Below are 21731 nucleotides of genomic sequence, written 5' to 3'. Positions count from 1 at the left end.
GCACGCATCACAGCCATGCCTTCTTTGTCTACAACACGGCCAGTCATGCCATACTTGTTTTCCTGAGCGCCCGAACCTACAGATATCAAGGCGAAAATTATAAAAAGCAGAAATCTCATATTATATATTTTTTGGTTTTACATAGCCCATGCCCTTTTAAGTCAGAAAGGATATGGTTAAATATCTTAAGTCTTCGGTTATTAGACGTACACACATTGCCCTTTGTGACATCATAAACAACGTTTTTTCATGAAAAACTTGCAATGATGCCGGTTGGGCCTGCGCCGTAGTGGCGGCATATCATGCACTGCATGCTATGCCGCACTGCATCGAGTCGTATTGACGTTTGAGTTTAAATTTATTTCATTTATATTACACCACCCGAAAATCAAACTAATATTTACGGTTCATCAAGTTGATGTCATCCTGTATGTCCTTCACGATATTGTTGTCCAGGTCTATTCTCTTCTTCTGGTTCTTTCTTATTGTCCATCTGAACAATATATAAGGATGAAAGACGTCTTTCTTGTTTAAGATTGACATTTCATACTCTTTGTCGCGTACACGCATCTTCGACTTGAGGTCCTTTGTAAGAAACTCTGAACCGACCGACAGCGATATATTTGGCGTGATGTTATACGACACAAAGATATTGCTTGTCGTAGGCGTAAGGTTGTGCTGTGCCGACACGTTCGTGTACGTGTAATTGGTATAGGCCACAGAACCGTAAAAGCCCCATTTGCCTAAAGTCTGAAACAGAAAGAGGTTGCCCATAAAGCTCTTCTTGGCATCTTGTTCTGGATAATATTCTACAAAATGCGTCAGTGTCGTACCTACGGTGGTGTTTTTATATCTGTAGTTAAACAGGGCCGACAGATTGATATTTGAATAGTGGCCAAGGTTTTCAAATGTTGACGTATAGACACCGTTGTCGTCAACAAAACCTATATTCTCGTATCTGTCCGTTATATAGCAGTAGTTAAAATAGGCTCCTGCGTAAAATCCGTTTTTATAGTACGAGTATCTCAGCGAAACGCCGTGAGTTTCCTGTGGCTTTAGGTAAGGATTGCCAACGTTACGGCGAAGCGAGTCGGTCGACGTGTCATACGGATTCAGCATAGCCACGTCGGGCGCGGCGCTGTTCAGCGTATAGCCCAGTTGCAGGCTTCCTGCCTTTTTCATGTTCCATGTAAACGCTGACGACACATAAGGGCGATAATAATGGTCTGACACTCCGGCAGACTTGCGCCAGATGCCCTCATATCCGAGCGAAACCATATACATAAAATTCTTTATCATTCCGTTTGCCGATGCATACAGAAACTCGCTCCATTCATTATGACGGTAGACGGGAAGCATGCCGTATTTTTCGCTGAGCTTGTCGTTTATGTAAGTTGTCGCATTTCCAAACGTCAGCGATGTCTTGTCGTTTACGTCCCATGTAAATTCGCTCGTCTGCGACACAGTGTTCTTGCGTGTGCTGAAGTCCGTCATGTCCTTCCATGTCTCTGCCGGATATATGTCGGTTGTGTTGTTTCTCAGATTATTATAATTATACGTGCCCGTAAGATAATTCTCAAGCATCATCTTGTCGTTTATCGTATGTCTGTAGAACAGTGTGCCTGAGTATACCCTTGACAGACTTTTCGACTTATAGTCGGAAGTCATGACGTCATTGCCCGAATTTCCGTTAACAAGGTCAACGAACGTTCCGCTGCCCTCCGTCTCAGCGTGCGCGCTGTTGTTGTTTCCCTGAAAATAAGCTGCGAGATAGTCTTTTTCAGTCGGCTTGTATTTCAGCATCAAGGTATAGTCAAGCGTCTTGCTGCTTGACAGCGTCTTTTCGTTTATGTCCTTTATATAGCTGTTGCTTTTAGTCCAGATGCCGTTTTCTGATTTCTGGTCGTGTGTGTATTCAGGGCCGAAGTCGGCATAGACTGAAAATTTGCTGTTGCCAATCTCAATTTTTCCCCACGTTGAACCCCAATAGTGCGGAAAATCATTGCGCAGGCCATACTCGTAAAACTGATACAAGGTCTTTTGCGGTTTCAGGCGTATGTCCAATATCTTCTGCACGCCCTCACGCATATATTTCGCATTCACTACATCTTTTATCTCCACATAGTCAATCCTCTTCGGGTCTATTGTCGTAATTCCTGAATTAACTTTTATTCCGTCAACAAGCACCAGCAGCTGTTTTCCGTCCATTGACTTCACCGTCTCTGTTATATAATTACTGATAATGTCGGGTACTTCCTGCAACGCCTTATACGGATTTCCGCTTTCACGCGCTTTCTTAGACAGGTAATATATATGGCCTGTTGCCGTGGTCACCCGGGGACGTTCGGTAGTAACCAGCACTGAGTCGAGCTGTATGTCTTTCTCACGCAGCACAAAGTCTTCGCTCAAATCCTCGGTCATGCTTATTTCTTTGTTTACCGATGAATATCCCAAGGCTGACAGCTCTATGTTATATGTATCAGGACTCAGGTTCTTTAAGGCAAATCTGCCTTTGGCGTCAGTAGACGCCAGCGCTACGATAGTGTCGTTCTTCAGCAGCATTATCTGCACATCTTTAAGAGGCGCACCCGTTTCTGTATTAATCTTTCCTGAAAAGGAAATCTGTGAATAGGTGCAGACAATGGCGTTAAGAAATAAGAGTATTAACAAGAATCTTTTCATAATATTAAAATTTTGTAATTAACGATATACTTTCTGTGCAACTGGATATGTAGCAACAAGGCTAATGTACCGGCTGATTTTATAATTTGTACAATATTATAACTGCCAAAACCATGCCATAAAATGTATTTTGTTGTATATTAGGGAGATAGGCTGATATCCCATTTTTATATATGTCTAAAATTTGGACAGTGGTGTCTAATTTTTAGACAGTATGTATGCTTGGAAAAGAAAAAATAAGACTTCTTGTACCACTGGAATCTTTTCATAACATTAAAATTTTGCAATTAACGATATTCTTAAAAATCTTATGTTTTGTTTTTATTTTATACACATCTCCGGTTTTTTGTTGCATCATCAATAACGTTTTACATGGCAACCTTGCAAGTTTGCCGGATCGCCCTGCGCCGTTACTTTCGCAAAACAACGGAAATTTTATAATAAAATTCGATATTAAAATAGGAATGGATTAGAAATAAGCTATTTATGAGCTTTTCTCAAATGGTGAGGTAATGACTTGGCAACGGTCGCAAATTCTGCGATTTGCGGTGTATTTCCGTCAAACAACTCTTATTCGATGCAAATGTACACAAATAAAGCGGACGAAAAGAAGGATATGGCATTTTTCTTTCGTCCGCCTTACATTTAATCTATGATTTCAAAACGTACCAGCATGGAGTAGTTCTTCTTGATGGTACGGAAGTTGTCGAATGAGGCAGCATCGGATGACAAGACATTGCTTTGCGCAAACGGGAAAGCATTACTATTCCCTTCCTCCACAATGCGTATCACATCACCCAATTTTTTGCCCAGTGCTTCTACCAGATAAGTCGCTTTCCTTTGGGCGGCCTTCAATGCCTCAATCTTTCCCTTTTGGTGATAGGCAAGCATGTCCTTGTTCTCCAATTCACCGATACGCATGGTGTGGATACCTTTTGTGTCGATACGCTTGAGGATTTCGTTTATCTGATTGAAGTCGGTCAGCGTAATGTCGAATTTCTTGGAGACCAAGAAGTCCTGCCCTTGCTGCCGCCAATAGTCACCTATTTCCTGTGTCCGGATGGCATTTTGCGGAATGCCAGCTTTCGCAAGGGCTTCTCTCAATCCTTGTTCTATCTCTGACAAAGGCACTTTGGTGCGATATTCTTCAGGCTTCGATTTCCCGTCAAACTCTTCTTCAAAGTATTCACGGATTTCAATCAGATAATGGATTTTGTCAGGTACGATTTCTATTTCCGATGTACCCGTCACTTCAATGTACCGTTCATTGGTTTGCGCTTGCAGAGAAAGAATAGCCAGCAAGCAAATAGCTAACAATAAGACTTTCTGTTTCATAGTTCTATCATTTTACTTCAAATTCCGTATCCATATAAATTTCCAATTGCAGGCCTATTTTATATTTTCCCGGCAATAATCTTCCAGCCATGAATTGCTTTTTATAGTTCTTGTCTATTATTTTGTTTACATCCCATGAAACTGGAATGGTGAATAACATCGCTTCTCCGCCTTTCAAGCAGGCACAACTTCGCATATAGTCTGCTTCTCCAGTCCAACCGGAACGGGCAAACGGATGCGCCATATACAATTCATCTGTACCTACACTTGGCAAGAAAACGGGTTGAACATCCAGATTCGAATGGTTCTCAAACAGAATGCGAATAGAGTCATTAGCTGATGGCAAAACCTTGAAAATAAAAGCCCCATCCATTTCTGTCTCCTTTACAGGCATGATGTTTCCGTTTGTCAGCTCACAATAAGTGTATATGTTGGCTAACACATAAAAATTCACTTGATACTTATTCGGCTTTAATGGATATTTGAATTCAGACACGTGAATATATTCGGGTAACGTGTCACCTTTGGATAAATTCCTGCCTACGCCAGCAAAGCCGAAATTGTCTATAAAGGGGAAACTGACCCATTGTCCGTTTTTCCATTGTTTCAGATGATGGTATGCCAGTTCTGCCGTTGGTCCGTTCACATTGATTACATCAACCACAATTCGTTTTGTCTGCGGTGAATAAACGGGTTGCTGTGTTTTAATTCGATAAGCATCAGCATGGGTGATATTAACATCGGGAAGTCGTTGTATACGAACGCGGCTTTCATACTTCTCTATTTCCGATTGCGATAAGGGGAAATCAATGTCTTGGGACTGTAATGGGAGGAAAGCCAGTAAACTAATAAATGATAGTAATACTTTTATTTTCATTTTTTTCTTGTTTTTGATGTTACTTCATTATAATGATTGACAGCCAATCACGGTTTATCTTGTCTACTGAAACATCTTTGTGCAATGTTACCAAACCCTTGCCTTTGATATATTGCTTTTCCGTGAATAAAGGCGGTTGTTTAGATGTTTTGAAAGTCTGGGTCAATGCGTCGTTAATGCTAAGATAATAATATCCTTTAATTGCATAATGCACTTCCAGGCCTTTTTTTATGTTGCCATATTTATCAAATCTTCCGCTCATTTTTTCATATACATCCAAGGCATGCTTGGCTTTTGATATGTTTCCGTTTTTTGCGTAAATGTCAATAAGTGGCCCTAAAGAGTAGGCTGCTTCTCTTTTATATCCGTATTTGGAGTAAAGTCCATACAGCTTTTCGCGTATGCTGATGACTGAGTCTATTAAATACTGTTTAGAATAAATATTTGCCTTCTGTTCGTATGTAATAATAGCACTTAAAGTGTCTTTTGCCTTCATTGCGTATTTAAACGCCAGGCTATTTTCGTGGAAAGCGTCGCTTATGGCACGCTGATTTTTTAAAATCTCTGCCGACCATACGTGTATTCTGTGCAGTGTAAGAAAGTCGCAGCTGCTGTCAGTGGTGTCTGCCTTTGCTGCCGCTTCATGAAAATACTGCAATGCCATGGGGGCATCCTGACTTCTTTGATATATGCATCCAATGATATAGTATGCGAACATACGTTCGTTAGAATCTCCGTGCTTGTCAAAATAGTCGGCAATGTCTTTCAGCGAGTCGGTGCTCATGGGCATTGCGAGCTTGTTTCTTACTTTAGCCTTTAGCAGCAACAGCTTCATGTGCCGGCTTTTGTTCATGGCGCTTTCTCCCTCCAGACTGTCAATAAGCGTCATCGCCCTTTGCGGTGCCGCCTCGCTCAGACTGTCTGCCGCAGCAATATCTCTGTCTGCCGCCTGCTGTCCGCAAGATACAACAGATAATAGTGTTGGCACTATAGATACGGCCAATAAAAGGCCGCCCGTTATGTTGGTTATAATTCTTTTCATCGTTTTAAATGGTATTCGAGATGCAAAGATAATATTTTTTTTGAGTAGTTAAAGGAGTTAAAGTAGTTAAAGGAGTTAAAGTCAAATGTCTTAACGATGTGGAAGTAGTTAAAGTAGTTATCGCCAACAAGTTGGCTAGGAGTTAAAGTCAAATGTCTTGTGGGTATTGTCTACTTACGTGGCATTCCATGTGCAACTGATATGAATCAACAAGACTAATGTGCCGGCTGATTTGTAATCTGCCGGAATTTAATATAAGGATTTTCAATCCGCTTGCTTCCTATTTTTATTAATAGGTATGAGTTGCGGATCACAGATCCTGATACTTTATGCTGTCGGATAGCATATCCGACAGAACAATAGTCCTGTTGCTTCTTGACATTTTTGTAGTTTCTTGTGGGTATAATCAACTTACTTTGCATTTTGATTCTTATTGTTGTTTCCTGACTTTTTATCGTTACAAGACTAATGCGCCACTTGTACAATCGATTAGAACCAACAAAGCTAATGTGCCGGCTGATTTGCAATCTGCCGGAATTAAGTATAAGGATTTTAATCCGCTTACTTCCTATTTTTATTTTAGATATGAATTTCTAATCAAAAAAATAGCTATTAAGGTATGAATCTCGGATCAAAGATCCTGATACTTTATGCTGTCGGATAGCATATCCGACAGAACAATAGTCTTGTTGTTTCTTTTCGTTCCAAGCCGCAAATTCTTTGGTTTGCCTTTTATCAGCAGTTCTTGCTTTAAGTAAAAACTTAGGACAAAATAATTTTTCAATCTGGAAAATAAAAAGATAACGGATGTTAATTGCATGGCGCGAAAATGCTAAATGGTTAACATTCGTTTGCTTATCAGGATGGATAACGAGGTAAAATACATGGATTTTGAGCTGTAAAAGCATGGTTTTAGAGTGATTAAAGGGTGGTTTTGAGAGTATAAGTCGGCCACTTTTGGAGCGTAAACGGCAGAGTAATATTTTTTAACTATTGAAGTTTTGAACTTGAAACGGCATAAAATGCTGAATGACAGCGACTTAACCATAACGCCTGAATTTTGCCGTTTTTCACGCCAAATCACAGACTTGCGATGAGCATCGCTATTCTGAGAGCGTCAAACGGACGGAAAACATCAGAAATATTTACAAATAAAGAAACGTTATTAAGTGAAAAATGAAAAGGGAAAAAGTGAAGAATCCGATACTCTTGTGGATTATTATTGGGAGTTAAGTTATAGTAGTTAAAGAAGTTAAAGGAGTTAAAGTAGTTAAAGTCAAATGCCTCGTGGGTATAATTTGCTACTTGGCATTTGGATTTTTCACTCTTCACTCTTCGTTCTTCACTTAAACATGCTCCTTTAACTCCAAATAATAATCCACAAGAATATTAATTGCTCTTCGCTTAAATTTATTTTCTCAATGTGAAGTCGAAGCGGAGACCGCCTGTGAGGTTGTTGCTAACCTTAATTGTTCCGCCATGCAACAGCACGGCGTTCTTTACAATGGCAAGACCAAGACCTGTGCCGCCCATCTTGCGGCTGCGGCCCTTGTCTACACGATAGAAACGCTCAAAGATGCGTGCCAGATGCTCGTGAGGAACACCGACACCATTGTCGCTGAAGGTGAAACGCCAGCAGTCGTTGTCATTAACGGCTGAAAGAGTTATGGTGGTGCCTTCGCCGGCATAGGCTATGGCGTTGTCTGTCAGGTTGCGGAACACGCTGTAAAGCAGCGACTGGTTGCCCTTAACCTTGATGCCGTCAGGCAGCATGTTGCTGAACGTCATCTTGCGTTCTGACAGCTGCAGCGCCGTGTCGTTGACAATATTAGACACCATCTGGCTGACGTCAACCACATCGAAGTCGACCATCTCGGGAGCATCGTCGAGCCTGTTGAGCGTAGAAATGTCATGAAGCAGAGATGTGAGGCGCTGCGACTGTGCATAGCAACGCTGCAAGAACTGCTCCTTGGTGGCCTCGTTGATGTTGGGATTTTCGAGTATTGTCTCAAGATAACCCTGAATGCTTGCAACGGGCGTCTTCAGTTCGTGGGCGATGTTCTGCGTCAGCTGGCGCTTCAGGATGTTCTGTTCCTCCTTGGTTTTCTGCAGGCGCTTGTATATCTTTATTATACGCTCTGCAATCTCGCCGAGTTCGTCGCCGGGAAAGTCAACAAGGTCTTCGGTGTCGAGACTCTCGTTGTGGTCGGCACGGCTCGCAAAGAGGCGCAGCTTGGTGATGTTGTCGCCCAGACGGCTCACAAAGCGGTAAAGGATAAAGACAAGCACAAGCATGGCCACGAGCGAGAACCACAGATAATGCTGGTCGGCACGCAGAGTCTTGGCAAGACTGTTGTCGTAGGGCAAGGCACTGCGCACAATGAGCGAGCACTGCGGAACATAAGTGGCAGAATAGAAATAGTCTTGATTGAGAGTGGAGCTTACGCGGCTGAAGTCGTAGCCGCTGCCGTCCTTGAGTGCCTCTCTGACCTCCCTTCGCGAAAGATGGTTGCCCATCTTCTTATAGTTCTTATATACATTGTCATAGACAACCTTTCCGCTGCGGTCGATAAGCGTAACGCGCAGACCATGAATGTAATGGTTGGCCACGTAGCCGTCGAGCGTCTTGTCCGACCTGTCGTCAAGATAGCGCAGCGACTCCATCATACGCTCGTTGTAATCCTGCAGGCGCGTGTTGAGCGTGTTGATTTTATACTCACGCTCACGTGCGTGCTGAAATATGATGAAGGCCACAGCGAAGACCACAAATACGGACAGCACGCTGATGTAAAGACGCGTGCCAACAGATGTTCTGCACATTTTCATTTAGGTTGCTTTATTTATATTTTTAGTAAAAACGCATCAGGCGTCGAAGTAATAGCCGAAGCCGAGGCGTGTTACGATGCACTTTGAGAAGCGCCCTATCTTCTTGCGGAGGCGCGTTATGTTTACGTCGACAGTGCGGTCGAGCACGAGCACATCCTTGGGCCAAATGCGGTCGATAAGTTCCTGACGGGAGAACACACGGCCCTTCTCGTCGAGCAGAAGGTGAAGAATCTCAAACTCAGTCTTGGTGAACGGAATGTCCTCGCCGTCTATGCTTACGGTCTTTTTGTCGAGGTTAAGCTCGAGTCCCTGATAACTTATCACGTTCGACTGCGGCACACCGTTGTGCTCGGCTGTACGGCGCAGCACGGCGCGCACTCTTACCAGCACCTCACGTATAGAGAATGGCTTCGAGATATAATCGTCGGCACCGAGATTGAAGCCTGTAACGGTGTCGTTTTCAGTGTCACGCGCCGTGAGGAATATTATTGGGATGTCTTTTGTGGCAGGTTCGGCCTTGAGCTGCTTAGCCAGCGCGAAGCCCGACATGCCGCCCATCATAACGTCGAGCAGCAGAAGGTTGAAACTCTCGATGTTCATCTCGAGAGCCTCCTCGGCCGAGTTTGCCATCTCAACGGTATAGCCGTCTGTCTCAAGGTTAAACTTCAAAATCTCACAAAGGTCTTGTTCGTCGTCAACCACCAGTATTCGATAATTATTATCCATAAGTCATTCTGTTTTTTATAATAACCGTTGCAAAAGTAATGATAACTGTATTCATATTTATTACAGACGTGTTACAATGCCGTTACAACACAATACGCCACAAGAAGGAAGCCACGCGGCGACTGCTCACGGACGGCGTCAGGCCTGAGAGTCGTCGTCGGGCGATATGTCTGGCAGCGGACGGCGCGGATTCTCCTTCGCGCCCATCTCAACGAGCTTGCGTGCCGACACGATGAAGCTCTGATTGCCTTTTATGGCCTTGCGCGCATCATCAAACGACTTCTGCACGGTTTCGATGTTCTTGCCTATCTTCTCGAAACGTTCAACAAACAACCCTACGCGCTCGATGAGCGTGTCGGCAAGTCCGAACACGAGTTCCTGGTTATCGGCCTGGCGCTGCTGTGTCCACGCTATCTGCAAGAGGCGCAACAACGAGAAGAGATTCTGCTCACCGGTGATGACCACCTTGCGCTCAAAGGCATAGTTCCAGAGCGACGGGTCGGCAGACACGGCAAGCTGCATGGCTGCCTCCTGCGGCACGAACATGATGACAAAGTCGAGAGTGGTGCCGCCCTCCATTGAGTATTTGGCGTAGTTCTTTGCCGAAAGCTCGTCTACATGGCGGCGAACGCTCTTAACATGCTCGTCGAGAGCCTTGCGGCGCTCGTCGTCGGTCTCGGCGTTTACATAATTAATAAAGGCAGTAAGCGACGCCTTCGAGTCGATTATCACGTCCTTATGGTCGGGATAATGCAGCACTACGTCGGGGCGCATCATGTCGTTGGTGTCGTCGTTGTGTATCACGTTGCCTTTGGCGTCGCGCATGGTGTACTGCACGTCATACTCAACGCCCTTAGTAAACCCGAACTTGTCGAGCAGGTCGTTGAGCTTCATCTCGCCGAAGTCGCCCTGAATCTTAGGACCTGTCTGAAGCGCACGCAACAGCTTTTCGGCCTCAGCGCCGAGCGATGCCGTTGTGGCATGCATCTGCCTTATCTGTTCGCCGAGCGATGCCGTGCTGCGTGTGAACGACTCGCGGTTGTCGTCCATCGACTTTTTCATCTCTGTCATTACGGCTTTCAGCGGAGCTATTATCGAGTCCATCTGGCTGCGGTTGCTCTTGTCCAGTTCGTCAGCCCGCTGCTTAAGGAGTTTCTCGGTTGTTGTGCGCAGCTGTTCCTGCAAGAGCTGCAATCTCTCCGCGAACTGTTTCTCCATAAGCATCTCGCGCCCTGCCCTCTCTTCGGCATGCTTGCGCTCGGCATCAGCCATGAGCCGTTCATACTGGCGGCGCAATTCGGTCAGCCGCCGTTCGGCATCCTCACGCGCATCGCCCAACTGCGAACGCAACATGTCGGCCTCACGGCGGCTTGCGGCGGCCTCGTTAGACAAGCGTGCGTTGTTTTCTTTTTGAGCTGCAGCGTTGCGCTGCGACACTATCATCATTGCCACTACGGCAATAAGAAATCCTGCTATAAAAGATAAGAATGATGTCATTATAACTATTTATTTTTTTACTTGAAAAAGACTAATTACACTATGTGAAGTAATGAATGCAGAATAATATAATTAATGTCACCCTTCCGTCTGCGTCTTGGGCCAGTTTACGAGAAAGAGTTTCTCTGTGGCACGCGTGAAGGCTGTGTAGAGCCAGTGGATATAGTCGGGCGAGAGCATGTCGTCGGTCATGTAGCCCTGGTCAACATATATGTGCGCCCACTGTCCGCCCTGCGCCTTGTGGCAGGTAACGGCATAGGCATATTTTATCTGCAAGGCATTGTAACAAGGGTCTTGCCTTACCTTCTTCAGGCGGTCGGCTTTCAAAGGCACATCCTGATAGTCTTCCATAACTCCGTTGAAGAGCCGCTCGCTCTGTTCGCGCGTAAGAGCCGGAGCCTCAGCCATAAGACTGTCGGTTACGGCGGTTACCATTATTTCATAATTGTCGTAATCGGGGAACTGAAGCCACACGTCGGCAAAATGAAGACCGTAGAACTCGCGCAGGTTTCTAACCCTTACCACCATGGCCCTGTCGCCATTGGCAATAAACGGCAACGCCTGACTTTCGGCTTTACGTCCGTCGCCGTTGCCCGTGCTGCTGTCCTCAAGAACCTTTTCCTCGGCGGCAGCCTTCTCGGTCCAGTAGTAGTTGTTTCTCACCACCATGAGCATGTCGCCCGTAGTCAGTTCTTCCTCACGGCCCAACACCATGCCGCGTATGCCGGCGTTGTAGGCATTGGCGCGCTTGTTGCTGCGCGTTATCACGATGGTCTCGTCGGTGCCCACTTCGGCGTAGCTGCTGTTGAGCTGCTCAATGAGTTCGCCGCCCGGCACCATGCGTATGTCGGCAAAGCCTGAAAAAGTAATTTTAGGAAGACGCGTAATCTCGTCGTGGGTTATCATGCTGCGTATCTCCGTGGCATTATAAAGAATGCCGGAACCTGATGCCTGTCGCAGAATCTCGTTAAGGTCGCACTGATAAACCTTCAGTCCGTAGCCCGCCATAAAATCAGCCATCAGCGCTGGCGACTCTTCCTCGCCCACCGGCGGCAGCTGTGCCATGTCGCCAATGATCATCATGCGGCAGTTGCGGCCGCCGTAGACGAAGCTAACCATATCGTCGAGCAGGCAGCCCGTGCCGAATACTGCGCCCTCGCCGCCCCCGCCGTTGGCTATCATCGACGCCTCATCCACAATGAAAAGCGTGTCGTGATACATGTTGTCGTTAAGACTGAAGCCCGTCGACTCGCCCGCAAAGGTCTTCTGACGGTATATGCGGCGATGTATGGTGAAGGCCGGACGCCCGGCATTGACCGAAAACACCTTGGCGGCACGTCCCGTGGGGGCAAGCAGGATCACCCTCTGGCGCAACTTTACAAGCGTCTTTACGATGGCTGCGGCAAGCGACGTCTTGCCCGTACCGGCAGAGCCGCGCATAATCATCACCGAGCTGCCGTCGCGGTCGAGCAGAAAACGGCTGAACACGGCCGTGGCCTTTGCCTGGTCGGCAGTGGGCACAAAGCCGAAAGTCTGCATTATCTGAGTTGCCAGTTCTTCAACAATCATCAGTTTTTATGCCAAAGGTTTGATTTTACGAATTATTTAGTGTAATTTTGCAAATGCACAGAATGCGAAAGCATAATGCAAACTTACATAAAATAATTGATATTTTATGCCATGTGAACTAAGAAAATATTGTTCTTAACCACAGCCGGCCATAAATAGCAGGTCAATAAGGCAATGATAAAAATCAGCAACAATCACATTCTGGCACTCATAGCCGCCATGCTGGCCATAACATGCGTCATGAGTGTGTGCTCGCCCATAAGATTTGAGCGGCAGCAGGCCGGACGCGAGCAGGCGGTGAAGGAGCGGCTGGTGAAGATAAGATATGCCGAAGAGAAATACCGCAGGGCCAACGGCACTTACAGCGGAAGCTTCGACATACTGGTCAGAGAAGGCTATCTGGCCGACTCGCTGCAATACATACCCTTCGCCGGGAAAAAGAAATTCGACCTTACGGCAACGACACAGATAAGCAAGTCGGGCAGGCAGATACCGCTTATGGAATGCGGAGCCATGTATAACGACTACCTGTCGGGGCTCGACGAGAACAGCATAGCCAACCTCATCGAAGAGGCTAACAACGCGGGGAGATACCCCGGACTGAAAATTGGAGACATAACCACACCTAACGATAATGCAGGAAACTGGGAATAACATAATAACAAAGAAGCCGAGGCTTACCATACGCATAGGCAGGCACTCGCTGTCGTTCTCTGCCCTGAGCGCAGAAAATCCCGAGGGTATAACCTTTGAGCCTTATACCGTGAGGAGCGGCATATCCATGGCGGCTAACCTCAGAGAGGCGTTCAGGGAGATTGACCTGCTGAACAACGGATGGCAGAGAGCAATGGTGATGATCGACTCGCCCGTGATAATGATACCCATAGACGAGTTTAAAGACAGCCAGAAGGATATGCTCTACCACTATGCCGTTACCGGACATGAGGGCGAAGTGGTGATGTCGAGCGTGCTGCCTTCGCTAAACGCCGTGGCCGTATACTCTATAAACAAAGACCTGAAGCTGGTCATCGACGACCACTTCGGCGACGTAAGGTTTGCACACGTGTGCGAGCCGGTGTGGAATCATCTCTACCGCCGCAGCTTCACCGGCATAAGGATGAAGCTGTATGCGTATTTCCACGACAAGAGGATAGACGTGTTCAGCTTTCAGCAGAACAGATTTAAGTTTACAAACAGCTTTGACACCGACCTGGCACCCGACGCCGTATACTTCATACTGAACGTATGGAAGCAGCTTACCTTCGACAACAAGCGCGACGAGCTGCACCTCGTAGGCGAACTGCCCGCCAGGGAGGAGCTGACACAGGAGCTGCACACTTTCATACAGAACGTATACGTGATAAACCCGAAGGCCGAGTTCAACCGCGCTCCAATTACGGCAATAAAGAACATTCCTTACGACCTGATAACATATTTCGTGAAGAGCTGAGCCGCAGGCTGCACACGGACAGCGGTAACGCCTGAAAGCCTACGCCGCAGAAACAGCATGAGGCGAAACTGCAGGCAGATCATTACAAGCCCCCAGACGGAGCACTGACAGGCAGCAAGCCTCAACAGAAAGCCACAACAACATTAGGAATAAACTGAAATGAGAATAATTACAGGAATATATAAAGGACGCCACTTTGACATACCGCGCACGTTCAAGGCAAGACCGACAACGGACTTTGCCAAGGAAAACATATTCAATGTGCTTAACGGATACATCGACCTTGAAGACGCCATAGCGCTCGACCTCTTCTCGGGTACGGGCAGCATATCGCTCGAACTGGTGTCGAGAGGGTGTCAGAGCGTGATAAGCGTGGAGGCCGACCGCGACCATCATGCCTTCATAAAGCAATGCCTGAAGAAGCTCGGCACCGACAGATGCATCGCCCTGCGAGGCGATGTGTTCCGCTTCATAAAGAGCTGCCATCAGCAGTTCGACTTCATCTTTGCCGATCCACCCTACGCCCTGCCCGAACTGCCCACCCTGCCCAAGCTGATACTTGAGCGCGGACTGCTGAAGCCCAACGGCATCTTCGTATTCGAACACGGCAAGAACAACAGTTTTGAGGATGTGCCCGGATTCATTGAACACAGGGCATACGGCAGCGTGAACTTCAGCCTGTTCCGACAGCCGGAAGTGCAGGAATAGCATTGCCTGCGTATTTTTATAAAATGTTTTTATTTTACTATCACACCGTCACAATATGGCATAACCCGTTGCGTGTCAAGTTGATACACCGCGATAGAGAATAGTGTTTTACTGCCACGGCATATCATTCGGCTATCTTCTGGAAAATGCTAAGGTGAAGAGACCATGGCAAAACAGCATGGTCTCTTCGTGTTTTATTCTTTCCAAATGTTTTCCCACTTATCTTCGAATGTAATACCTTTGAACGGATTGTGGAATGCCTTATGCCTTGAAGTCTCTTTTTCGTCTTCCCCCATAAGGTTCTTTATGGGAAATCCGGCTGGGGCAGACAAGACCAAAGGCTTTTCCCGTTCCCAATCATGTATGTACCAATGATGTAGTTCATACGCGAGTTTTATGAAATCCTTACGTGAAATGACGAAAAAGCGGTATTTAGAAACCCCGTCTTTCTCCTCTTGATATATGAGAACATAAGGACCTTTCACATTATCTTCCAAATACTTGATATCTTGGGTCTGCTCCATCGTAAAGCCAATAGGGATGTTTTTTTGGTTACAAGTTTTTACTTGTACCAAAGCTGTTTTGGGCTTCCATCTTAAATCTCCGTCTTCACTTAGATCGCTGTTAAGGCAGATTATGTCGATAGACTTGTAATTCTTGATTGTGCAGTTGGCATTGAAAGCGTCCCAACCTTGTTGCATCAGTTTCGCAACAACTAAACTCTCGCCAATCGCGCCCATACGCGCTTTGGCAGACTGATTATTTTTTGCCATGTCCAATAATTTTATTTGTTCCAATTATATTCCGCACCTAATATTTTGAGTGCTAAATAGTGCCAATATTCCTGGTCGAAGTTCGGCGTGTATGTCGACATAAGCACGAGGTTCTCTTCCGAGCGAGCCATGTTGAATGAGTGGGCGCGCCTTGCCACGTCTACCGGAGGCGCGTCCTTGTCCAATCGGAAAAACACTGTGCCGACACGGGTCATATTAAATTTCTGGCGGAAGCAGTCTTTAAGATCAAGCGTATGGTTGTCAAGCATGAAGGTGTATTCATCTTCTTTCCTGCTCCATTTATATGTTCCGAGCGCCATACAGGTAGGTTTAGACATGCCGTTTTCCTTTACTCCGATTACGTCTCCAGTGTAGATGTATTCTCCACGGCTGTCCCAGTATCTAGTATTTACGCCGGCGAAAATTACTTTATGTGCGTAGCCGCGATTAAAACACTCGTCACCAAATGTTTCGAGAACAGCCTCTTGGTCATGCTCGGCCGCCCATTTGTCGTCGGTGTCCCACACGTAAAATTGCCCGTTGTGGAAAAAGAAGTCGCCGAGACGCTTGTATCCGAACTTGTTCTGGTCGATGACATACCTCACCCCTACGTAAGGCACGAAGTCTAATATACCTGCACCAATCTGGTAACTGTACTTTTTGCAGAGGCTTTTCAGTATATCGTCGGAAATCACACGCGGCGCTTCTTCGGTTTCCCGTCGTGGTTTTATTTCGAGTTGGAAGCTTACTATCATCCAAGGCCCCCACCCTTCAGGCCGCGTTATGTTTGGTACATTTATGCAGTCCTCGAATATTTTTGCCATGTCAATGTCCTTGAAGCCTGCAATTCCACAGCCCACGCGCGTAAGCAAGAACCTGTTTTGCGGATGCGCCTTTGCGTATTCGACAAACTTATCGGCGTAAGGTCTTATGTCTTCGATGTTCCTGAACATCGTCGGAATGGCGTAACACCGCCCCGTAGGGCCGTCGCCCACGCCCCATTCCGCACCGAATTTCTCATACGCTGTGCGTGCCGCACCGCCATAGTGATGACCTTCAAGGTTGCTCCCGAAAACAAAAATCTCGCACTTCGACAGTTCGGTAATACGTTCGGGGGTATTGTGTTTGTTTTTCTTTCTCATGTCAAAACGTTTTTTTACAGGTGCAAAAAGCAGGAAACCAGTTCTCTTACCTACTTCATCATACAGACTACCGCTAAATCGTCTATAATCACGCGAATCAAATCACACGACATAAGAATGACTCGCATTGGAATCTGCTTGTAGCGGTCGTTAAATTTTGCAAAGTTAGAAAAAAAACAAAAAAGCAAAGAACATAAAAGATAATATTGACATGAAAATCACATCAGCGGCGAGAATACACGCAATTATTGCCGAAGCTACAGAAGTCTATGTTTGTAGAGCCACAGGTTGACAGTCTGGCGTCGCTTACAAGCAGCTTTGAGGATGTGCCCGGATTCATTGAGCACAGGGCATACGGCAGCGTGAACTTCAGCATCTTCTCTAACAGAGAACCGGAAGGCGAGGATGAATAAACGCCGTCCGGCCCAAGCCTATTATTATTTGCATTTTCGGTTGAAAGTCAGACCCAACTGACATGAGTTGAAAAGATGACGGATTATAACATCTAATCTGAAAGAGATTACGGCTGAAGCAAATAAGAATATACCATAAATAAAATACAAAAGGCGGCAAACTGCATCGCAAAAGGTATGCTTTTGTATCCTTAAACACGGCCTTTTGCAAGACCAAAGCACAGCTTTTTGGCTGAATAAGTTATTCTGTTAATGCGTAATACCGTAAAAAAGTTTTGTTAAAAACTCGTCACTCATCACAAAGCCGCCTAATTCACTAATAATCAAGATGTTACAGTGTGACGAGTTTAATTTGCAACTCATCACATCGAGGTCTACCAAAATCAGGAAAGGCCACAAAGGCCATGGTGTGACGAGTTGCGAAACCAACTCATCACACCATAACGCTATGTATATCAACACGTTACGCACGAATGTGATGAGTGACGAGTTTTTAAAGAAAATTATTTACTGTTGATTTACGGATTGTCCTTTCCTAATTTAGGTCGACTTCAAACAGAGTCGTACAAATCAGCACTGTCAAAGATTTTTTAGTGCCAGCCATTAACATCAACGGCTGCACAGACAGATACATAAAAAAGGAAGAGGCTTCCCGCATACAGCAGAAAGCCTCTTTGGTAATAAACCCAGAATATTGAATTATCTCTTTACAACTTTAACAGCATGTTTCTGTCCGTTCTGAGTGTAGACAAGGATGTAAGCGCCGTTGGCAACATCAGACAAATTAAGACTGCCTGCCACAACACCGCACTTGCGTACGAGTGAACCAGAAACGGTATATACACATACGTCATTAACCGGCTGTGATGTATAGAGAGTGTTGCCGTCGAAACGAACAGAAGCTTCGTTGTCAACACCGTTAATACCGGTTGAGCCCTTAGCCACCAGATTAAGCTTGCTCCAGTTAGCATCTGCTGCAAAGATATCATAAACATCCTCATTTACAGTAAGAGTGATGGCCTTAAGGTCAGATATGCCGTCGAACATTCCTGAATAGAATATAGGTGCGCTGTCTTTTGTATAGCTTGTCCAGTCGATGTTTGCCAAAGCTGTACAGTCGCTGAATGTAGCTGAAGCGAAAGCTATCTCTTCGGGCAATACGACATCTGTAAGAGCCGTACAGCTCTTGAATGTGCTGGCCATGCTGCTAACGCCGGTGAGAAACTTAGAGCTGAGCAGATTAACCTTTGTCAGAGATGTACAGCCCATGAAGGCGCTGTTAAGACTCGTAAGGCCTGCACAGTTCTGCAAGTCGATGTCAGAGAGTTTCTCGCAGTTCATAAACGCATTTGTAAAGTCCTTGAAGTTTGCAGCCTCGGCAGCAGCCGGCATAGCCACCTTCTCAAGAGCCTTGCAATTTACAAAAGCACCATTCTTTGCCAGTCCGCCCTGAACGTAGAGGTCTGTACCTTCTTCAATAAGAGCCTCTGACATATCAACAGAAACGAGCGTGGTGTTAGATGCTCCGAAAGCAGTAGTACCTATAGCCTGAGCCAGTTCAGTAAATTTGCTTGTGTTCCATGTTCCAGTCAGTTTGATTTCAGTTGCCTTCTTAAGGTCGCTTGGAATATCGTCAGAAGGTACAGTAACAACGTCTTCGTCACCGCCGCCGGGAGTAGCACCGCCAGGACATGCAATCTCAATAGGTTTCTTCTGATAGCTGGTCTGAAGCTGTTCCAACTCTGAGCCGTCGCCAAGCTGTCCACCCTTGTTTCGTCCCCATGCATAGAATTTTCCGTCTGTAGTAAGCACGAATGAGTAGCTCTGTCCTGATGCCAGCATTGAGTAAGTTGCGCCTTCTGGCAGAAGTGGCTTAACAGGTTTTGCCGAGAACGGCATTTCGTCTGAAGATGATGTAGCTGTAAGCAGTTTGCCGTTGCCGTCGCCGAGAGCTCCGTCACTGTTGCTGCCAATAGCATAAATCTCCGTGATGACACCGTCTTTTCCTATGGCAATGGTCGTAGTGTTCTCGCATCCTGATACAGAAAGCACACCATCAGGAACGGTCGTTACCTTTGTGAACTCATAGTAAAGCGACACAAGCTCCTCGTCAGACTGATTAAAGCCGAGCAGGTTTGAATAGTTGTCACCTGTTGCCCACAATGTACCATCAGCCTTTATCGCATAAGTGCGGTTGTCGATAGCCTTGACGTAAACCCAGTCGTTAGCAGTTCCGATCTGTACCGGAGAAGACTGGCTCGTAGCATTGCCAAGTCCTAACTGTCCTGAGTTATTCTGTCCCCAGCCCCATATTGTGCCGTCTGTCTTCAAGGCTACACAGTGAGAACTTCCTAAAGACACTTGTTTCCAGTCTGTATCAGTTCCAATCTGTACCGGAGTTGTGCGTGTATTTCTGTCACCGAGACCCAGCTGCGAACTGGTATTTTCGCCCCAGCCCCATATTGTGCCGTCTGTCTTAAGTCCGATAGCGCTGTATCCCCAGAAATGACTTGCCGTAACGTCAGCCCAGTCATTATCAGTTCCTACACGTACAAGTTCTTTATGGTCCATTCCGTCACCGGTTCCCTGCACACCGCTCTCTGATGTACCTGCTGCCCATAGAGAGCCGTCTTCCTTTATGAAGAAGGCGTAAGCTTTGCCACCTATCACTTTCTTCCAGTCCGTATCAGTTCCTACACACTGCCACTCAGCTGTTCTTTCCGACACAGCCGGTGCACCCAGCTGTCCTTTCTCGTTCCAACCGCAGCTCCACAGAGTGCCGTCGTCACGAATAGCATAGGTAGAGGCGTCACCTGTTGCAACGTATTTCCATACATGCTCCTGTGCATTAACCGATGTAGCCAGAGCCAATAGCCCCGCAACTACAAATGAACGTGTAATCTTTTTCATAAGCATTATTATTTAATTCAAAATTTGGAACAAATGTTCCCTTCTTATTTTTGTCATTTATTTACCAGAACTTTCTTGACGTCAATCTGCTTTCCGTCGCGGAACACCTGCACAAGATAAAGTCCTGCCCCTGGCAGTGTAAGGCTAACATCCTGTCCCTTGACCATATTACGCTCACACACCTTCATGCCGGCGGCATTTACCACGCTTACAGATGTTGCATCGTCGTTGCCTATTGTAAGATTGAGCGAGCTGACCTGCAGCCTTGTTTCGCTGCCGCTGACAAGACCCGGAGTTATGTCTGTGGCGTCGCCGTCCTTATTGTCGACAATAGGACAGATCATAAACGAAGCGCCCGGCGCAGCGCCGAAATAATTAACCGGCATGTTATAGCCCATGTCGTTATAGTTTACAAAAGAATTGTGAGCAAGCATGCTGGTCATCTGCTCCTCGGGTATATCCTGCCCCATTACTTCAGTCAGCATAACGATATCAGACTCTGACGGATCGTCGCCAAAACCTTCAACGGTAACAAAGAACAAAGGCTTGTCCCATATCTGCAGGGGCTGTTCAAAACGGAACTCGCCAACTGCCACGTTCTTTATAGGAAACTCGCCCTCATAAGCATCACGAATTTCGCTCACCGGCAACTCAACCACCTCTAACGGCAGACCTGTGAACTCCATGTTGCCCTCGCTCTCCATAGGGTACCATACACGAAGCATCAGCTTTGCATCGGCAGGATATTTTGTAGGCTTAAAGGCGAAATATACGTTTACGCCTGTAATATGGGCATTACCGTGAGCCGTCATGAACAAGTTGCCATAGCCCTTCAGTCCAGCACTGTTGGTTCCGCCGAGATAGCCAGCCGAACCACCGTTTAAAGGCAGATAGCCAAGCTGATATGTCTCGTTCCATTTACGGCAGTTTGCCGTGCTTATTTCGGCCTTACCGCTCACAAGCAGCTCGCCTTCGGCCTGATACGTGCTCTTTTTGCCAGATGCGTCGGTAACTTCAAGTGAAGGAAATGCGTAATGACCTAATTTAGTGTATGTTGCAATTGCGCTTTCTGTTGCGGAAGTTTCTTCTGATGTTCCAGGCAAAGACCAATTATAGGCAGATGCGCCGCTCACATTACTTTTATATGTAACAGGCTTGCCTGTAGGTGCCCATAAGAAGTAGTTGCCGTTGGTAAGGCGGTTGGGCGAAAGATAATTGCACACAGGTTGATTCTCAGAAGAATATGTGCCAAGACGGCTCAGTCCGTCAGGATAACTGTATGCAGGCTGATTGTCGGCACGGGTTATGGGATAACTGTCGGACAAGACAGACACTACCGGTTTTTCAACTTGCGGCAACAAAACGCCGACATCATCCTTGGCTCCGTCCACTGCAGAAAAAGCACTCTGGGCCAACAGGCATGACAGAATAATAAAATGCATCCTTTTCATAGTAAAAAATTGTTTAAGAGATGACTAATATTGAAAGTATATAACTAAGCACCTGAAGTGTTTTATGGCAAACATGCAACGCCTGTATACTTACATCTTCTGTATTCAGATATTACTCAGCATCCGGAATATTCAAGCCGCCCACAGCCTTTGTTGGCCGAAAGGATATTTGCATATAGCGAAAGCTGTACCGGCGGCAACACGTCCTATTGCTGCGTTCAATCTGAATTCGGCTCACCCGATAAATAGTGGGGAAAGAAAATATTACGCATAAATTTTAGTCAGCCTAAAGAGGAAGAATGGTATGTCAATAACTCCTCGGAGCAATGC

18 protein-coding genes are annotated in these 21731 nt (G+C 46.2%); 5 read left to right on the top strand and 13 right to left on the bottom strand.

The features are described 5' to 3' along the window. Positions 1-393: 393 nt before the first annotated feature. Positions 394-2682, bottom strand: coding sequence for a TonB-dependent receptor (locus ACZMIG_RS14140; RefSeq protein ID WP_487889720.1), 2289 nt, complete (start codon positions 2680-2682; stop codon positions 394-396). A gap of 218 nt (positions 2683-2900) precedes the next feature. On the opposite strand from ACZMIG_RS14140, the gene ACZMIG_RS14135 reads away from it, so the two are divergent. After that, complete coding sequence (locus ACZMIG_RS14135) at positions 2901-3155, top strand: hypothetical protein (protein ID WP_487889719.1); 255 nt, start codon at positions 2901-2903, stop codon at positions 3153-3155. Positions 3156-3327: 172 nt separating this feature from the next. Here the strand turns inward: ACZMIG_RS14135 and ACZMIG_RS14130 are convergent, their stop codons facing one another. From ACZMIG_RS14130 to ACZMIG_RS14095, 8 genes are all read right to left on the bottom strand, one after another. Then, positions 3328-4017, bottom strand: a complete 690-nt coding sequence (locus tag ACZMIG_RS14130) for an SIMPL domain-containing protein (RefSeq protein WP_205112177.1) — start codon at positions 4015-4017, stop codon at positions 3328-3330. A gap of 7 nt (positions 4018-4024) precedes the next feature. Continuing rightward, entirely contained in the window at positions 4025-4894 is an 870-nt protein-coding gene (locus ACZMIG_RS14125) for a hypothetical protein (protein ID WP_021896292.1), read from the bottom strand. 19 nt (positions 4895-4913) lie between these two features. After that, positions 4914-5936 (bottom strand): hypothetical protein, encoded by a 1023-nt coding sequence (locus tag ACZMIG_RS14120; protein ID WP_487889718.1) that lies wholly within the window; start codon positions 5934-5936, stop codon positions 4914-4916. A gap of 593 nt (positions 5937-6529) precedes the next feature. After that, complete coding sequence (locus tag ACZMIG_RS14115; RefSeq protein WP_487889717.1) at positions 6530-6844, bottom strand: hypothetical protein; 315 nt, start codon at positions 6842-6844, stop codon at positions 6530-6532. Between the two features lie 502 nt (positions 6845-7346). Continuing rightward, the gene (locus ACZMIG_RS14110; protein ID WP_053397930.1) at positions 7347-8756 is read right to left on the bottom strand and encodes a sensor histidine kinase; all 1410 of its coding nucleotides are present in this window, start codon (positions 8754-8756) and stop codon (positions 7347-7349) included. A 42-nt stretch (positions 8757-8798) separates the two neighbouring features. Then, entirely contained in the window at positions 8799-9488 is a 690-nt protein-coding gene (gene phoB, locus ACZMIG_RS14105; RefSeq protein WP_021855662.1) for a two-component system response regulator PhoB, read from the bottom strand. 138 nt (positions 9489-9626) lie between these two features. Continuing rightward, positions 9627-10985 (bottom strand): DNA recombination protein RmuC, encoded by a 1359-nt coding sequence (locus ACZMIG_RS14100; RefSeq protein ID WP_487889716.1) that lies wholly within the window; start codon positions 10983-10985, stop codon positions 9627-9629. 78 nt (positions 10986-11063) lie between these two features. After that, positions 11064-12554 carry an ATP-dependent DNA helicase gene (locus ACZMIG_RS14095; protein ID WP_487889715.1) on the bottom strand — a complete coding sequence of 497 codons (1491 nt, stop codon included), beginning with the start codon at positions 12552-12554 and terminating at the stop codon, positions 11064-11066. A 174-nt stretch (positions 12555-12728) separates the two neighbouring features. Between ACZMIG_RS14095 and ACZMIG_RS14090 the strand changes: the two genes are divergently transcribed. From ACZMIG_RS14090 to ACZMIG_RS14080, 3 genes are all read left to right on the top strand, one after another. Continuing rightward, entirely contained in the window at positions 12729-13208 is a 480-nt protein-coding gene (locus tag ACZMIG_RS14090) for a hypothetical protein (RefSeq protein WP_021855665.1), read from the top strand. Next, the gene (locus ACZMIG_RS14085; RefSeq protein WP_021855666.1) at positions 13189-14004 is read left to right on the top strand and encodes a DUF3822 family protein; all 816 of its coding nucleotides are present in this window, start codon (positions 13189-13191) and stop codon (positions 14002-14004) included. Before ACZMIG_RS14090 ends, ACZMIG_RS14085 begins: the two co-directional genes overlap by 20 nt. 159 nt (positions 14005-14163) lie before the next feature. Further along, on the top strand, positions 14164-14712 hold the full coding sequence (locus tag ACZMIG_RS14080) for an RsmD family RNA methyltransferase (RefSeq protein ID WP_021964958.1): 549 nt from the start codon (positions 14164-14166) through the stop codon (positions 14710-14712). A gap of 194 nt (positions 14713-14906) precedes the next feature. Here ACZMIG_RS14080 and ACZMIG_RS14075 read toward each other — a convergent pair whose 3' ends face one another. Together ACZMIG_RS14075 and ACZMIG_RS14070 are read right to left on the bottom strand one after the other, a co-directional pair. After that, positions 14907-15485, bottom strand: coding sequence for a hypothetical protein (locus ACZMIG_RS14075; RefSeq protein WP_484446593.1), 579 nt, complete (start codon positions 15483-15485; stop codon positions 14907-14909). Between the two features lie 11 nt (positions 15486-15496). Next, entirely contained in the window at positions 15497-16627 is a 1131-nt protein-coding gene (locus ACZMIG_RS14070; RefSeq protein ID WP_487889714.1) for an A1S_2505 family phage non-structural protein, read from the bottom strand. 269 nt (positions 16628-16896) lie between these two features. Here ACZMIG_RS14070 and ACZMIG_RS14065 point away from each other — a divergent pair, with 269 nt between their 5' ends. Beyond that, entirely contained in the window at positions 16897-17040 is a 144-nt protein-coding gene (locus ACZMIG_RS14065) for a hypothetical protein (RefSeq protein ID WP_295435202.1), read from the top strand. Positions 17041-17739: 699 nt separating this feature from the next. On the opposite strand, the gene ACZMIG_RS14060 is transcribed toward ACZMIG_RS14065, so the two are convergent. Beyond that, positions 17740-19950: an RCC1 domain-containing protein gene (locus ACZMIG_RS14060; RefSeq protein ID WP_487889713.1), complete on the bottom strand. Its 2211-nt coding sequence runs from the start codon at positions 19948-19950 to the stop codon at positions 17740-17742. A gap of 53 nt (positions 19951-20003) precedes the next feature. Further along, complete coding sequence (locus ACZMIG_RS14055; RefSeq protein WP_487889712.1) at positions 20004-21401, bottom strand: T9SS type A sorting domain-containing protein; 1398 nt, start codon at positions 21399-21401, stop codon at positions 20004-20006. Positions 21402-21731 lie beyond the last annotated feature (330 nt).

The sequence above is a fragment of the Xylanibacter sp. genome, assembly GCF_057607445.1.
The sequence above is the reverse complement of the archived record's forward strand: the minus strand, read 5'-3'. Positions and strand labels throughout refer to the sequence as shown.

Coding starts and splice junctions, on each gene's coding strand:
- ACZMIG_RS14140 (WP_487889720.1), bottom strand. CDS start 2,682: ATGAAAAGATTCTTGTTAATACTCTTATTTCTTAACGCCATTGTCTGC.
- ACZMIG_RS14135 (WP_487889719.1), top strand. CDS start 2,901: ATGCTTGGAAAAGAAAAAATAAGACTTCTTGTACCACTGGAATCTTTT.
- ACZMIG_RS14130 (WP_205112177.1), bottom strand. CDS start 4,017: ATGAAACAGAAAGTCTTATTGTTAGCTATTTGCTTGCTGGCTATTCTT.
- ACZMIG_RS14125 (WP_021896292.1), bottom strand. CDS start 4,894: ATGAAAATAAAAGTATTACTATCATTTATTAGTTTACTGGCTTTCCTC.
- ACZMIG_RS14120 (WP_487889718.1), bottom strand. CDS start 5,936: ATGAAAAGAATTATAACCAACATAACGGGCGGCCTTTTATTGGCCGTA.
- ACZMIG_RS14115 (WP_487889717.1), bottom strand. CDS start 6,844: ATGCTTTTACAGCTCAAAATCCATGTATTTTACCTCGTTATCCATCCT.
- ACZMIG_RS14110 (WP_053397930.1), bottom strand. CDS start 8,756: ATGTGCAGAACATCTGTTGGCACGCGTCTTTACATCAGCGTGCTGTCC.
- phoB (WP_021855662.1), bottom strand. CDS start 9,488: ATGGATAATAATTATCGAATACTGGTGGTTGACGACGAACAAGACCTT.
- ACZMIG_RS14100 (WP_487889716.1), bottom strand. CDS start 10,985: ATGACATCATTCTTATCTTTTATAGCAGGATTTCTTATTGCCGTAGTG.
- ACZMIG_RS14095 (WP_487889715.1), bottom strand. CDS start 12,554: ATGATTGTTGAAGAACTGGCAACTCAGATAATGCAGACTTTCGGCTTT.
- ACZMIG_RS14090 (WP_021855665.1), top strand. CDS start 12,729: ATGATAAAAATCAGCAACAATCACATTCTGGCACTCATAGCCGCCATG.
- ACZMIG_RS14085 (WP_021855666.1), top strand. CDS start 13,189: ATGCAGGAAACTGGGAATAACATAATAACAAAGAAGCCGAGGCTTACC.
- ACZMIG_RS14080 (WP_021964958.1), top strand. CDS start 14,164: ATGAGAATAATTACAGGAATATATAAAGGACGCCACTTTGACATACCG.
- ACZMIG_RS14075 (WP_484446593.1), bottom strand. CDS start 15,485: ATGGCAAAAAATAATCAGTCTGCCAAAGCGCGTATGGGCGCGATTGGC.
- ACZMIG_RS14070 (WP_487889714.1), bottom strand. CDS start 16,627: ATGAGAAAGAAAAACAAACACAATACCCCCGAACGTATTACCGAACTG.
- ACZMIG_RS14065 (WP_295435202.1), top strand. CDS start 16,897: ATGTTTGTAGAGCCACAGGTTGACAGTCTGGCGTCGCTTACAAGCAGC.
- ACZMIG_RS14060 (WP_487889713.1), bottom strand. CDS start 19,950: ATGAAAAAGATTACACGTTCATTTGTAGTTGCGGGGCTATTGGCTCTG.
- ACZMIG_RS14055 (WP_487889712.1), bottom strand. CDS start 21,401: ATGAAAAGGATGCATTTTATTATTCTGTCATGCCTGTTGGCCCAGAGT.